The organism is Nostoc sp. (assembly GCF_036917435.1).
Classification (GTDB): domain Bacteria; phylum Cyanobacteriota; class Cyanobacteriia; order Cyanobacteriales; family Nostocaceae; genus Nostoc.
In genome coordinates this window covers 22,534-35,830 of sequence record NZ_JBALDM010000033.1, presented here as the reverse complement: position 1 = coordinate 35,830, position 13,297 = coordinate 22,534, and the positions used below count along the sequence as shown (strand labels likewise).

15 protein-coding genes are annotated in these 13,297 nt (G+C 40.6%); 11 read left to right on the top strand and 4 right to left on the bottom strand.

What is annotated here, in order from left to right; translation table 11 throughout:
* The first annotated feature begins 65 nt into the window (after positions 1 to 65).
* The 5 genes from V7K98_RS14530 (at position 66) to nblB (ending at position 2,559) form a co-directional block, all read left to right on the top strand.
* On the top strand, positions 66 to 419 hold the full coding sequence (locus V7K98_RS14530; RefSeq protein ID WP_335022925.1) for a DUF760 domain-containing protein: 354 nt from the start codon (positions 66 to 68) through the stop codon (positions 417 to 419).
* A gap of 250 nt (positions 420 to 669) precedes the next feature.
* The gene (mutT, locus tag V7K98_RS14525; protein WP_335022923.1) at positions 670 to 1,080 is read left to right on the top strand and encodes an 8-oxo-dGTP diphosphatase MutT; all 411 of its coding nucleotides are present in this window, start codon (positions 670 to 672) and stop codon (positions 1,078 to 1,080) included.
* Between the two features lie 102 nt (positions 1,081 to 1,182).
* Positions 1,183 to 1,326: a hypothetical protein gene (locus tag V7K98_RS14520; RefSeq protein ID WP_335022921.1), complete on the top strand. Its 144-nt coding sequence runs from the start codon at positions 1,183 to 1,185 to the stop codon at positions 1,324 to 1,326.
* A gap of 58 nt (positions 1,327 to 1,384) precedes the next feature.
* The gene (locus V7K98_RS14515; protein WP_335022919.1) at positions 1,385 to 1,849 is read left to right on the top strand and encodes a CBS domain-containing protein; all 465 of its coding nucleotides are present in this window, start codon (positions 1,385 to 1,387) and stop codon (positions 1,847 to 1,849) included.
* Positions 1,850 to 1,893: 44 nt separating this feature from the next.
* Positions 1,894 to 2,559, top strand: a complete 666-nt coding sequence (gene nblB / locus V7K98_RS14510) for a phycobilisome degradation protein NblB (RefSeq protein ID WP_335022917.1) — start codon at positions 1,894 to 1,896, stop codon at positions 2,557 to 2,559.
* A gap of 258 nt (positions 2,560 to 2,817) precedes the next feature.
* Here nblB and V7K98_RS14505 read toward each other — a convergent pair whose 3' ends face one another.
* Together V7K98_RS14505 and V7K98_RS14500 are read right to left on the bottom strand one after the other, a co-directional pair.
* Positions 2,818 to 3,447 (bottom strand): PEP-CTERM sorting domain-containing protein, encoded by a 630-nt coding sequence (locus tag V7K98_RS14505; protein ID WP_335022915.1) that lies wholly within the window; start codon positions 3,445 to 3,447, stop codon positions 2,818 to 2,820.
* Positions 3,448 to 3,872: 425 nt separating this feature from the next.
* Entirely contained in the window at positions 3,873 to 4,391 is a 519-nt protein-coding gene (locus tag V7K98_RS14500; RefSeq protein ID WP_335022913.1) for a DUF456 domain-containing protein, read from the bottom strand.
* 265 nt (positions 4,392 to 4,656) lie between these two features.
* Here V7K98_RS14500 and V7K98_RS14495 point away from each other — a divergent pair, with 265 nt between their 5' ends.
* Complete coding sequence (locus tag V7K98_RS14495; protein ID WP_335022911.1) at positions 4,657 to 5,589, top strand: M48 family metallopeptidase; 933 nt, start codon at positions 4,657 to 4,659, stop codon at positions 5,587 to 5,589.
* A gap of 183 nt (positions 5,590 to 5,772) precedes the next feature.
* On the opposite strand, the gene V7K98_RS14490 is transcribed toward V7K98_RS14495, so the two are convergent.
* Positions 5,773 to 6,426: a cofactor assembly of complex C subunit B gene (locus V7K98_RS14490; protein ID WP_335022909.1), complete on the bottom strand. Its 654-nt coding sequence runs from the start codon at positions 6,424 to 6,426 to the stop codon at positions 5,773 to 5,775.
* Between the two features lie 103 nt (positions 6,427 to 6,529).
* Complete coding sequence (gene rpaB / locus V7K98_RS14485; RefSeq protein WP_335022907.1) at positions 6,530 to 7,258, bottom strand: response regulator transcription factor RpaB; 729 nt, start codon at positions 7,256 to 7,258, stop codon at positions 6,530 to 6,532.
* Positions 7,259 to 7,428: 170 nt separating this feature from the next.
* Here rpaB and radA point away from each other — a divergent pair, with 170 nt between their 5' ends.
* The 5 genes from radA (at position 7,429) to V7K98_RS14460 (ending at position 13,120) form a co-directional block, all read left to right on the top strand.
* Complete coding sequence (gene radA / locus V7K98_RS14480; RefSeq protein ID WP_335022905.1) at positions 7,429 to 8,985, top strand: DNA repair protein RadA; 1,557 nt, start codon at positions 7,429 to 7,431, stop codon at positions 8,983 to 8,985.
* A gap of 96 nt (positions 8,986 to 9,081) precedes the next feature.
* The gene (locus V7K98_RS14475; RefSeq protein ID WP_335022903.1) at positions 9,082 to 9,852 is read left to right on the top strand and encodes a Uma2 family endonuclease; all 771 of its coding nucleotides are present in this window, start codon (positions 9,082 to 9,084) and stop codon (positions 9,850 to 9,852) included.
* Between the two features lie 188 nt (positions 9,853 to 10,040).
* Positions 10,041 to 10,256 (top strand): DUF2283 domain-containing protein, encoded by a 216-nt coding sequence (locus V7K98_RS14470; RefSeq protein ID WP_335023427.1) that lies wholly within the window; start codon positions 10,041 to 10,043, stop codon positions 10,254 to 10,256.
* Positions 10,257 to 10,442: 186 nt separating this feature from the next.
* Entirely contained in the window at positions 10,443 to 11,297 is an 855-nt protein-coding gene (locus V7K98_RS14465; RefSeq protein WP_335022901.1) for a Uma2 family endonuclease, read from the top strand.
* 569 nt (positions 11,298 to 11,866) lie between these two features.
* Positions 11,867 to 13,120 carry a serine/threonine-protein kinase gene (locus V7K98_RS14460; RefSeq protein WP_335022899.1) on the top strand — a complete coding sequence of 418 codons (1,254 nt, stop codon included), beginning with the start codon at positions 11,867 to 11,869 and terminating at the stop codon, positions 13,118 to 13,120.
* Positions 13,121 to 13,297: the final 177 nt, after the last annotated feature.

Genomic DNA, 13,297 nt, shown 5'->3' with positions numbered 1-13,297 from the left:
AACAAGAATATTAGTATTTAAATCACAAGCACCATAGCCAGTAGTGGTAGTTAAGGAGCTAAAAAATGAGTAACCCATCCAATCGTGTCTCAGAATTTTTCAATAGCGAATCAGAAACTAGCGATTTACTATGGCAGTACGTTAAATCCTTGAGTCCAGAGACAGTTACCCAGCTATCTAAACCTACATCTGCCGAAGTTTTTCAGGTGATGGAACGGAATATTACAGGATTATTGGGTAATTTACCTTCAGAACATTTTGGAATTACCGTCAGCACCAGTCGGGAAAGTCTAGGTCGGCTTCTCGCTTCTGCTATGATTAGTGGTTATTTCTTGCGTAATGCTGAACAGAGAATGGATTTTGAACTTGCTCTGGAAGGAACTGAAGCCAACAACAGCGAAGTTAGCGAAGTTGACTAGAAATATAGAGTTTGCTAAATTCTATATTGTTGTTGGTTTGATAGCTAATCATAGTTACAGCGATAGGAATTAAAAATAAGCCTTTGGAAAATCTTTGCCCTTAATTCCTAAACCTATATGAGCTAAAATTTTTAAACTATCCAAAACAGTGACGCATTAAGGTTGAAATTTAAAAAATAAAAACTCGGCAGAGTTAAAACTAATCTGCCGAGTTTTGTTATTAATTATCTCCCCCTCTTATCAATTAATTATGAGTGAAACCAGTTCTTTCCCGCCCCATAAAATCATTGGTGTTGCAGTAATTTGGAATAACCAAAAGCAAATTTTAATCGATCGCCGTCGTCCAGAAGGGACAATGGGTGGTTTGTGGGAATTTCCTGGGGGTAAAATTGAGCCTGGAGAAACTATCCAGGAGTGTATTCAACGGGAAATTTCCGAAGAACTGGGAATAGTAATTGAAGTAGGAGAACATCTGATTACTATTGACCACACCTATACAAATTTGCGCGTCACTCTCACAGTACATCACTGCCGCCATGTTACAGGTGTTCCCCAACCTTTGGAATCCGATGAAATTCGCTGGGTAAATCTGGAAGAATTAGAGCAGTTTAACTTTCCGAAAGCAAATACTCAAATTATTGCTGCTTTAAAAGGGAATTAGGAATTGGGCATTGGGCATTGGGCATTGGGCATGGGGCATGGGGCATGGGGCATGGGGCATGGGGAATAGGAAAGAGTTTTTTAATACTCGTGTTCGTGTCCTATGCTCAATACTTATCTAGAAGAGGCTGCGCCAACGGCTGACTTCGGCTTCTCTACGAGATGCTACGGGAACGCTCAGTACAATGCCCAATGCCCAATGCCCCATGCCCAATACCGTAACAATCTATTAATTGCATCAGGTTGAGTCCCGCAATTTTCTACAATAGGCGCAGAGACTTTGATTAAAGGTATCAGCAATATCAATGCCTAAAACCGTTGCCGATGTGATGAGCCGCGATCCGATTGTCGCCCGTGCGGAAACTCCACTGAAGGAAGCTATCCAAATTCTCGCAGAACGCCACATCAGTGGACTACCTGTTGTGGATGATGTTGGTAAATTGGTGGGCATTATTTCAGAAACCGATTTGATGTGGCAAGAAACTGGTGTAACTCCACCTGCGTACATTATGTTTCTTGATAGCGTTATCTATTTAAAAAATCCTGCTACGTATGAACGTGATTTGCATAAGGCACTAGGACAAACCGTTGGGGAGGTGATGAGTAAAAACCCGATCGCTATTTCCCCTGATAAAACTTTAAAAGAAGCCGCTACAATCATGCACGATCGCAGCGTCCATCGCTTGCCAGTACTTGATGAGACAGATCAAGTAATTGGTATCCTGACTCGTGGTGATATTATTCGGGCAATGGCAGCAAGTCAAGATTAATCACATCTGTCTTTTTTACACCTTTGAAAATCAAGGATAACTAAATGAGTATTACTTCGGAGTCTGTTAAGCAATTACTCAGTTCTGAGGATTTAGGCGATCGCTTACGTGCAGTAAATCAAATCCGCCAACTGGAACCTGCCGTTGGCTTTGAATTAATTCAAACTGCCATTAGCGATCGCAATTCCCGTGTCCGTTACTCGGCGGTGAGTCAAATGGATACATTGGGATCGCAAGATTTACAATTATCTTTGGATATCTTGCGCGATCGCTTGCTTCATGACTCCGAAGTAGATGTCCAAGCAGCAGCAGCAGACTGTATAGGCGCACTTCAACTACATGATGCTTTTGAAGACTTACAAGAGGTTTACCACAAGACTGATGAATGGCTAATACAATTTAGTATCATCGCTACATTAGGAGCATTAGGCGATCCACGAGCCTTTGAATTGCTCAAAGAGGCACTTTCATCAGAAACAGAATTAGTGCAAACTGCTGCTATTAGTTCTTTCGGTGAATTAGGAAATGTAGAAGCAGTTCCTCTTTTAGCTCCTTTTGCTAACAATCCAGACTGGCAAATGCGTTACAGAGTTGTACAAGCGCTGACTCTTTTAGGTGGTGCAGAAGCCAAATCCATATTAGAAACATTGGCGAATGATGAAGTCGAAGCGATCGCTAATGAAGCCAAAAGTTTTTTGCAATCGGTTTAAGTCTATCTGAAGTTAAGAAAAGTCATTCTTAAATAAATCAGGACTTACCCAAACAATAGCCGAAACCGTTATTTTCAGGTAGGGGCAATTCATGAATTGCCCCTACCGCATGTAGTTTTGCATACATTATATAGATGTATCTGACAGAATAAAAAAATTCGACCTGGTTAGGAAAATTGTGCATTCCAACCAAATCGAATTGATTAATTAAAGTTAGTTTTAGCAACTAAAAGTAACTTTTTTATATTTAGAATAGGTCTATTGAGCGAAACTTTTGCGACGGCGAGACATAGCCATTACAGCACCGACTGCACCCAAGCCTAGTAATGCAGCAGGTTCAGGAACTGAGGTTACTGCAAGACCTGTGAAACTTGCATTAATTGTTTTACCACTCTTATAATTTGCTTCTGCACTCTTATCTTGAGTAGCAAAAGTAATATATCCTTCTGCTTTAGTTCCATCTTCAAAGAGTCCCAGGAAAGACAAGTTGATGTCTGTTCCTCCATTTTGTGTAGTAAAAATTGCTGGGTTTAGACTGGTCAAACTAAGTAATTTAGTTCCGTCTAAAGCACCAACATCAATAAACTGGGAAGGTGAAATGAATGGACTTGTTTGGAAGCTTTTGATATAACCTGTAAAATCAGATGCAAAATCTCCTGTCCGGTGTGTAAGTAAAATTGCTCCTGGATCGGGAATAAAGCTTACAGAGGTTTGGCTAAGGGTGGCTTCAGTTGGGCCATTGATACCATTTAGAGAAGGACTGTAGTTAAAGCCACCAGTGTATGCTTGAGCAGATCCAGCAGAGGTAAATAATCCCGCAGTAGCTAAGGGAAGTGCAGCAGTAATAGCTAAAGTTGCATTTAGTAATGTAGATTTAAAACTAACCATTGTCTTCGAGGCTCCTAGTAATAACCTTAAATCAGGCAATTGCTTTACTTTTAATCTCAGTAATTTATGGAAAATACTGTCAGTGAAAGCGAAACTTGCGTGATGTATTTCTTATCTCCATAAAATCACATAGATTCAAGGTAGGCAAGATTTACTTAGTTGTCCTCATCACATCTTTAATTAATGTGTCGTCTTCATAAAATTTTAATTGCTTGTATAACTGGTCTTCGTATATTTTTCATTCTATATGGTTGTAGAGAGGCTCTGGATGACGGTAAAACCATCAAAAAGAAGGATTTACCCTGATTGTGACAGTAATGTACAGATCGCATCCCTACCTATGTATAGGAATCCGATTTTATTTTGAAAGCATTACGTATACTTAAGGCAAGAGGTAACTAATCTTTCGCTCTTGCCTGAAAATCTTAAGAGCCAAATACTTGCGGCCAAGTTGTGACAACAAAAACTACCACTGCGGCGATCGCTAACAACCCTTGAATCAAATTTCCTACCAAAGATCCGACTATAATTCCTATACCAGCCTTAACCGCCAAACCTAATTCACGTCGGTAAAGATACTCACCAATAATTGCTCCCAAAAGTGGCCCTAGTAAAATTCCTAAGAGTGGTCCCCCAAAAGGCAAGGTTGGCAATAGTCCCAAAAATCCCACTACCAAACCGACAATTGCGCCAATTTGCCCCCACTTGCTAGCTCCAGCTTGTTTTGCTCCTACATAGCTAGCCAAAAAATCTACTCCGATGCTAAGGAGTAAAACAATAATTGTCACAATTAAAGGAATCTTGATAGCTGCAAAGGAACTACTAACGATTCCCCAGACGATAATTGCAATTAAAATTAAGCTGCTACCGGGAATAGCTGGAACTACAGCACCCACGATACCCACAACCATTACGGCAATTAATAGCCAATAAACAATTTGCATTGATAAAATTGTAAATTTACAAATTTCCGAGGCGCATAGATATGCGTCTCTACTGTATATTCTATCTGAGTAAGATTGTGGGGAGGCTTACGGCAAAATAGCTAAGTAGATAGGCGTAATTAAATATAAGATCAAACCTCACCCTCAATCCCTCTCCTTAGTAAGGAGAGGGAAGCCGGAGGCAGGGTGAGGTTTTATATTTATTTAATTTGACTCACTTACTTAACTGAATTTCCCAAATACTCCAAGATAAAACTCAAAACTTATGACGAGAAAAATTTTAACTGGATTGAGTTCAGCAGCCTACGAACACCCTTTTGATCGCAAAGCCTTGGCTTCTTTGCAAAATATGCCTGGTGTTTCTTTGCTACTCAAGAAAATTAACGAATACGGCATCGATCGCTTACTCAGGCTGCAAAGCCTTGGTAGTGAAATTAGAATTTCGCCTCGTAATTTTCCCCAATTACATGAAGCATTTGTCGAAACTTGCCAAATTCTTGATGTTGCTCCACTTCCTGAACTGTATCTGTTTCGAGGTGCAGGCCACATTGAATCTTACATTGTTGGGGTGGAAAAACCACTTGTTGGGATCAATTTAGATGCAATGGAGTGGCTTGGCGCAGATGAGTTGCTTTACGTTTTCGGACACGAAATTGCTCGCATCAAGAGTCAGCACATGGTATATCACCAAATGGCAATAGTGATGCCAACTTTAAAAAATTTATTAAGCAGTACTACATTGGGTGTAGGTGGCTTGCTAGCTGGTGGGATGGAATTGGGTTTATATAATTGGCGAATGATGGCTAGGTTCACTGCTGATCGGGCTGCTTTATTAGCTTGTCAGGATATTGACGTAGCAACTACTACACTGATGAAACTCGCAGGTTTGCCAGATGAGTATTTGACTACTTCTGTAATTGAAGATTTCCTTGTGCAAGCTCGTGAGTTTGCAGCCAATAACTTTGATAGTGTGGATAAAGTTACTAAAATATTAAGCTATACAGAGCCTGGACTTTCTTGGGTAGTTATGCGGGCTGGCGAATTATTGAAATGGGTTGATTCTGGAGCTTATGATAATTTAATTCAACAGACAGATTTAAATACACTAGAAGAATCAGAAGAACCAGAAGAATCAGAAGAAAAAGAAGATAAGACACCAGAAGAGAAAGAAGGATGGAATTTTTTGACTTCTTGGTGAAGGAATTTTAAATTTTAAATTGCTCAATTTTAGATAAAATCCCAAATGCGATTATGATGCTTACAAACACCCAGAGGCTCAGTCAGATCCCCGACTTCTTAAAGAAGTCGGGGATCTGTTTGTTCGCAACTTATTTAGTAATTACAAATTACGAGTTATTGTTACAAATGACTAAACTAAATTTTACGTTGCTTGATTGGATAAAGTAGAGTTAATAGTAACGGCTAATTTATCAGCAATTCCTGCAATCCAATTTTCATCTTGTTTGGTATAACTACGAGGAGCATTCGCTCCTAAAATTAACGCACCTTGGTTGCCAATAGGTTGACAAATTACACCTTGAGTATTCTCTGGTAAATAATCAAATTCAAGCCTACCTGGATATATTTTTAGAGCAACTAGATAAATCGGCTTTTGTTTTTCGATTACCTGTTTTAAGATTACTCCTGGTACAACTTCAGATTTAGTACCCAGAATCCCGCGACGTAACAAAACTTTGCCTTGATAATAAATCACTAGCGATCGCGTTACTGTATTAGTCAACAATAAATGAGATGCCCAGGCTAGCTCGGTTTTCACGGCTTCGGGTAAATCTGCTGCTAGTACAAAACCAACTTCACCAATTAGTTCTACAATATCAGGCGATCGCGGCTGAACTTGCTGCCAAATTAAACCCGTCAAAATTAATACCGCACTCAAAATCACGCCCACCACATCACCACGCGATTGTGACTGGGTTAATTCTGTTGTCAACAAACGGTTAATTAATAAAAGCACAGCGCCTAGCCCACCCACAACAATGGGTAGACGGCGCAAAACTCGATTGTCATTTGTCATTTGTCATTTGTTATTAGTCATTTGTTATTGGGCATGGGGCATTGGGCATTGGGCATTGGTTATTAATTATCCCCCTCGTCTCCTACCCCTGCCCCTCACCTCCTTACTCCTCCCCTGGTTCAATAATTCGCTGAAAAAGATAACCAGTTCCCCTCGCAGTTAGAATCAATTCTGGGTTACTAGGATCATCTTCTAACTTTGCCCGCAAACGTGATATATGCACATCTACTACACGGGTATCTACATGACGTTCTGGTGTATAACCCCAAACTTCCTGCAAAATTTCCGAACGAGAAAAAGCTTCTCCAGAGCGACTGACTAACAACTCTAACAAGCTGAACTCCATACCCGTCAATCGAATCCGCTCATCGCCTTTGTAGACTTGTCGCTTATTTGTATCGATTCTAATGTTAGCAACATGGATCACCCCAGAACTAGGAATGCCAGAAGCACTATTTTTGTCTACTCGCCGCAGTACTGAGCGAATCCGGGCTTCTAACTCCTTGGGGGAAAATGGTTTAACTACATAGTCATCAGCACCTAATTCTAATCCGGTGATGCGATCGGCTACATCACCCAATGCTGTTAGCATAATAATCGGGACATCTGATTCTTTTCGTAATTCTTGACATACACCATAGCCGTCTAGCTTTGGCATCATTACATCTAAAACTACCAGATCAGGATCAGTTTTGCGAAAAATTTCTAAAGCTTCTTCCCCATCTCCAGCAGTCACTACATCGTAGCCAATCATGGAAAGGCGCGTTTCCAAAATCCGGCGAATGCTGGCTTCGTCGTCTACCACCAAGATTTTTTCTTTATGACTTTCCAAATTTATCAACGCTCCTTAACTAAAAATTTACATGATTAATTTTTAATACCATAATATTAAGATATCATTCCATCAATTGATTTGGAAAAAGCTCTAAATACTACTATTATTGGTTTTTAGTTTTTCCCAAGAATTAAGTAAATATTAAGAATATTTAATAAGAGTTAAGAATGGCAAAGCCAAAAACATTTTTCACTTGTAACGAATGTGGAGCAGAATCTCCTCAGTGGTTTGGGAAGTGTCCAGCTTGCGGTACTTACAACTCTCTAGAAGAACAAATTTCTATTCAATCCTCAGTAGATGTACCCAGTCGGGGAGGAGTGAGTAGTTGGCAATCGGCTCAAGGCAATGGCAAATCTCACGCTAAACCAGCTAAAGCAAGAGCTTCTTTAACGTTCGATCAAATTACCGATCGCCAAATTGCGCGTTGGGAGTCTGGTTATGGAGAATTAGATCGCGTCCTTGGAGGTGGAATTGTCCCCGGTTCTATGGTGCTGATTGGTGGCGATCCGGGTATTGGGAAATCGACTTTATTATTGCAAGTATCAAATCAATTAGCACAGAAATATCGCATCCTTTACGTAACTGGTGAAGAATCGGGACAGCAGGTAAAATTACGAGCTTCTCGTTTGGGAGTATCAAAACCTGCCAGTGAGGTTAATGAAGAGAAGATAACAGTAGTAGATCCTACACTACCCATAGAAGTGGTAGATTCTACACTACCCATAGACCCTGACAGTATAGGCGCAAATTTGTATGTACTACCAGAAACAGATTTAGAAGAAATTTTACGGGAAATTGACTCTCTAAAGCCAAATGTGGCGGTGATTGATAGTATCCAAACAGTGTTTTTTCCGGCGCTGACTTCAGCCCCAGGTTCAGTGGCTCAGGTACGCGAATGCACAGCAGCACTGATGAAGGTGGCGAAGCACGAAGATGTCACCATGCTGATTGTGGGACACGTCACCAAAGAAGGAGCGATCGCAGGGCCAAAAGTTTTAGAACACTTAGTAGATACAGTATTGTATTTTGAAGGCGATCGCTTTGCCTCCCATCGGTTATTACGGACAGTGAAAAACCGCTTCGGTGCAACTCACGAAATCGGCATCTTTGAGATGGTGGCGGAGGGATTACGAGAAGTCTCCAATCCCTCAGAGTTATTTTTAGGCAATCGTGACGATCCCGCTCCCGGTACGGCTATTGTCGTTGCTTGCGAAGGCACTCGCCCCATAGTTGTGGAATTGCAAGCTCTTGTAAGTCCCACCAGCTACCCTTCACCCCGTCGGGCTGGTACTGGGGTAGATTACAACCGCTTGGTGCAAATTCTCGCCGTCTTAGAAAAACGGGTGGGAATTCCCATGTCAAAGTTAGATTCCTACGTTGCGTCTGCGGGTGGGTTGAATGTGGAAGAACCGGCGGTAGATTTGGGAATAGCGATCGCAATTGTTGCGAGTTTCCGCGATCGCATCGTCGATCCCGGTACAGTATTAATCGGTGAAGTTGGGTTAGGTGGACAAGTGCGATCGGTTTCCCAAATGGAACTGCGGTTAAAAGAAGCTGCTAAATTGGGATTTAAAAGAGCGATCGTGCCAAAAGGAACAAAATTCCCCGACTTGAATATTGAAATATTACAAGTATCTAAAGTAATAGATGCCATTATCGCCGCCATCCCCCATCAAGAATTAACAGCCGACGATTTAGAACCCGATGAAGAGGAGCAACCATAACGAGGTAAACAAGGGGATAAAGAAAATAATTCTTAACTTCTAACTCCTCACTACCTAACTAAACAGTCCCTTTTACACCCCAAAGGACAACCCATCATGACAACCCTCACCCAAGACTACCAAATCACTTGGGAAAAACTACCCGATGATTACAAACTCCCGGATGATCCAGTGGACAACATCAACCAACCAGCCTTAGCTGCTGCACTCACAGAAAGCCTACAATTAGCCGGAAAAATTTCAGTTAACGCCCTAACTCCAACTAATTACGGCATTTGCGCCACCCTAAACAACAAAATGGTCATTAAAGCCCCTGATTGGGCTTTTATTGCCAAAATTAATGTTAGTAGAGAAGAAGTAACACGCAGTTACACCCCTCAACTACAAGGTGAGGTTCCCGTAATTGTGATGGAATTTATTTCCGATACACAGGAGACAGAGTATTCTATTAAAGCGACATATCCGCCAGGAAAATGGTTTTTCTACGAGCGCATATTAAAAGTACCAAACTACATCATCTTTGAACCAAATAGCGGTAGTTTCGAGATGTATCGCTTTCACAGCACAGAACAGTACATTTTGCAAGAGCCTGATGAAAATCAACGCTACTGGATAACAGAAATGAATCTTTACCTTGGGGTGTGGCAAGGTACTCGTGAAAACCGCACAGGAAAGTGGTTACGGTGGTGGGATGAACAAGGAAACCTTCTACTTTGGGGTTCCGAGTTAGCCGAACAGGAACGCCAACGTGCCGAACAGGAACACCAACGTGCCGAACAAGAACGCCAACGTGCCGAACAAGAACGCCAACGCGCTGAACGACTAGCAGCACAATTGCGGGCGGCGGGAATTGAACCAGAGGTGTGATTGAAAGCCAGAGATCCCCGACTTCTTAAAGAAGTCAGGGATCTTGTTTCTCACAAATTGGCAAGTTTTCTACTACTAAAAAAATTGAAGCAATAGCTGTTCAAGAGGAAGAAGACTGGTTAGTTATTACAGTCATCGTCAAATACTTTTAAAGATAAAATTCCAATGAAAATTACTTACGATCCAAGATACAACATAGCTTATATCTATCTCCAAGAAAAACTGCACAAGTAGAAACAATTCAAGTCAGCGGCGAAATGAATGTAGATATTGCTCCTGATGGCACAATTTATGGAATTGAATTGCTCAATGCTAACCAGCAATTAGGTGCTGACGAACAGGGTAAGTTAATCGTAGTCAATGAAGCATTAGGAGAATCTGCGGAAATGAAGCTGTTACTCTGATGGCTCCAAAAAACTATTTACGTTATGCAATATGTTACAGCAGATTGCAACTTAGTGAGGTACAGATCATCGTAGGGGCACAACATGTTGTGCCCCTACCCGTGTACTTCATTTACAACCAAATGATTGGGAAAAAGTGCGTCAACGCATCCAGCAAATATGGTCTTTTATTGAATAATTAAAGATATGACTATATCTTCTAACTATATCCCTCAATCTGATCCGCCCCTTCCTCCTTGGCAAACCCTACCAACGATGTATGATTTACCAAGTGACAACCCAGAGGAACCAGGTTTGCCAGACGATTTTCACTTTTTACAGCCCCTACTTTTATACTTAACTTTTCAGCCAATTAACTGGAATCCAGAATTAGTTTACAGTGCTGCTGACCTTAATCTTTACTATGATTTAGAGCATCCTTTATGGTATAAGCGCCCAGATTGGTTTGGTGTAGTAGGCGTAGGAAAATTATACAAAGGGCAGGATTTACGATTAAGTTATGTAACTTGGCAAGAATCAGCAAATCCTTTTGTGGTTGTTGAGTTATTGTCTCCAGGTACAGAAGACGAAGATTTAGGCACAAGAAGAACAAGTACAACAGATAAACCTCCTAGTAAATGGGAAGTTTATGAACGAATTCTGCGGATTCCCTACTATATTGTTTTTAGTCGCTACACTAATGAACTCCGGGCATTTCAGTTAGTAGGCGGTCACTATGAACTTATGAATTTGACCCAAGGGCGCTTACTAATGCCAGAGATAGATTTAAGTTTAGGCTTATGGCAGGGTTCATTTCAAGATATTGAAAAGTTGTGGTTAAGGTGGTTCACTTTAGCTGGAGAATTAATTCCTGTACCCACAGAAGAAGTTGCTGCTGCTACCAAACGAGCTATGATTGCCGAACAAGAAGCTACAGAAGCTAAACAAGAAGCCACTCAAGCGAAAGAAGAAGCTGCCCAAGCTAAACGAAAAGTGGAACAATTAGCAGAACGTTTGCGTCATCTAGGTGTAAATCCTAATGAACTAGATGAATTATTTTAGCTTCAGGAATGTTTTTTATACATGGTATAATTTTCAATTTTAAAGAATCACCTGTACTAAAAGCTTTGGTAGCTGATGCTGAAATAGCTATCAAATAACAACATTGGCTCCCATAAAGATTAATTTTTGAGAGCGATCGCATATTCGGCACTTGAAATACATATAATATTTACCTTCGGCAAGTCTATGGCAACCTCAGTTCTCTGAAAAACCATCAAGTCACCCTATTCCCCAAATCAAGGTCAATTCGGTTACTAGGGGCAAAATGTGGTTCAGATGCCAATCTCAAAGTTGATGCTCTGAACATTTGCAGATATTACCGCAGACACTGGTTCTATTCCGACTGCTAAAATACCTAAGTATGGATAGTACGATCGGACTATTCAGATAGAAGTTGTCTATTTGCTCACACAACGCCCTCAAAAGATTGTAGAAAAGTGTATTTCCTTGTGTTGATAGTGGTGCTAACCTCAATTTTAAGGATGTTATCAGCCTTTATCTGCTAGAGTTTCTGACTTTCAGCAAACTAGATAATCTATCAACAACAAAATCGCTAGGAGTGCGATGAGATGTCACAGTCCCATACCACAAGACCAGAAATAGCATCTGGAACTCTAATTGATAACCGCTATATTATCCAAAAACTTCTGGGACAGGGAGGATTGGGGCGGACTTACTTGGCATTTGACACTCGGCGGTTTAATGAAGCTTGTGTTCTCAAAGAATTTGCACCCATTGGTACAGGGGAAAGTGGACTAGAACAATATCGCAACTTATTTAAAAGAGAAGCAAAAATTCTTCATCAATTGCAACATCCTCAAATTCCGAAGTTTTTGGCTTGCTTTGAAGGGGATGGTCGGTTATTTCTAGTACAAGAGTATGTTGACGGTAAAACATATTCTAGGCTGTTGGGAGAATTTCAACGTCAAGGAAGAAATTTTTCTGAAGACGAAGTTATACAGTGGCTAAAGAATCTGCTACCTGTTTTGGAATATGTCCACCAGCACAACATTATCCATCGAGATATTTCTCCTGACAACATCATGTTACCTGATGGCGAGGAGATGCCAGTGCTGATTGATTTCGGTGTTGGTAAGCAAATTGCTGACATGAACGAGCCGAAAAGTTCTAACCATCAGGTAACATTTGTTGGCAAAATGTCCCTTGTAGGTAAAGTGGGATATGCTCCCCGCGAACAGATTAGCTTGGGTTTATGTTCGCCCTCAAGTGACCTTTATGCTTTAGGTGTAACAGCTATTGTACTGCTCACAGGTAAAGATCCATCTTTACTAATGGATCAATACTCACTTGAATGGAACTGGCGTTATTATACTTATGTTACTGATGAGTTCGCTCAAATACTTGATTGCATGTTGGCAGACAGACCTAACAAGCGATACCAAACAGCTAAGGAAGTTATTCAAGATTTAGAGCGGATTGGAGAACTAGAAGAAGTGGCGATATCTCCTGCAATAATACCTGATGATTTGCCTGCCACAATATTTAATCCTGAGTTTCAGGCTATGTCGGCAATATCACAGTCATACAACCAACCTATAGAAACAATTTTTAGTTTGCCTGGTTTACCTATTAGTCCACAAACTAAGCCAATTGAACAACAACAACCTTCGCTCCAAACGGGATTTATCAAACATTGTCAGCAACAGTTAGCCTACCACATCGGGCCGATGGCAAATCTAATTATAGATGAAATATTATCTGAAAATCCTTACATTCCACCTGACCAATTCGTTGAACTCATAGTGAGAGAAATTCCTGACTCTCAAGCAGCTTTTGAATTCAAAAAAAGCTTATTATCATAAATATTTGGAATCCCATTAATTTAGAAATAATATTGAATTAAAAAATTCAATTCTAATGTTTTAAGTTAATAGCAATTCAACGCCACCACTATAAATGGCTGTATCTAATAAAACAAAATCATGAATTACTTAAAGCCTGCCCCATAGCTCTGCTTAGAGCCTAGCCGTAGCAATTCC

What these genes read in the sequence shown, in the direction of transcription:
- V7K98_RS14475 (WP_335022903.1), top strand. Translation starts at nt 9,082, where the DNA reads ATGACAACCCTCACCCAAGACTACCAAATCACTTGGGAAAAACTACCC.
- V7K98_RS14460 (WP_335022899.1), top strand. Translation starts at nt 11,867, where the DNA reads ATGTCACAGTCCCATACCACAAGACCAGAAATAGCATCTGGAACTCTA.
- V7K98_RS14500 (WP_335022913.1), bottom strand. Translation starts at nt 4,391, where the DNA reads ATGCAAATTGTTTATTGGCTATTAATTGCCGTAATGGTTGTGGGTATC.
- V7K98_RS14515 (WP_335022919.1), top strand. Translation starts at nt 1,385, where the DNA reads ATGCCTAAAACCGTTGCCGATGTGATGAGCCGCGATCCGATTGTCGCC.
- radA (WP_335022905.1), top strand. Translation starts at nt 7,429, where the DNA reads ATGGCAAAGCCAAAAACATTTTTCACTTGTAACGAATGTGGAGCAGAA.
- V7K98_RS14495 (WP_335022911.1), top strand. Translation starts at nt 4,657, where the DNA reads ATGACGAGAAAAATTTTAACTGGATTGAGTTCAGCAGCCTACGAACAC.
- mutT (WP_335022923.1), top strand. Translation starts at nt 670, where the DNA reads ATGAGTGAAACCAGTTCTTTCCCGCCCCATAAAATCATTGGTGTTGCA.
- V7K98_RS14505 (WP_335022915.1), bottom strand. Translation starts at nt 3,447, where the DNA reads ATGGTTAGTTTTAAATCTACATTACTAAATGCAACTTTAGCTATTACT.
- V7K98_RS14465 (WP_335022901.1), top strand. Translation starts at nt 10,443, where the DNA reads ATGACTATATCTTCTAACTATATCCCTCAATCTGATCCGCCCCTTCCT.
- V7K98_RS14520 (WP_335022921.1), top strand. Translation starts at nt 1,183, where the DNA reads ATGCTCAATACTTATCTAGAAGAGGCTGCGCCAACGGCTGACTTCGGC.
- nblB (WP_335022917.1), top strand. Translation starts at nt 1,894, where the DNA reads ATGAGTATTACTTCGGAGTCTGTTAAGCAATTACTCAGTTCTGAGGAT.
- V7K98_RS14530 (WP_335022925.1), top strand. Translation starts at nt 66, where the DNA reads ATGAGTAACCCATCCAATCGTGTCTCAGAATTTTTCAATAGCGAATCA.
- V7K98_RS14490 (WP_335022909.1), bottom strand. Translation starts at nt 6,426, where the DNA reads ATGACAAATGACAATCGAGTTTTGCGCCGTCTACCCATTGTTGTGGGT.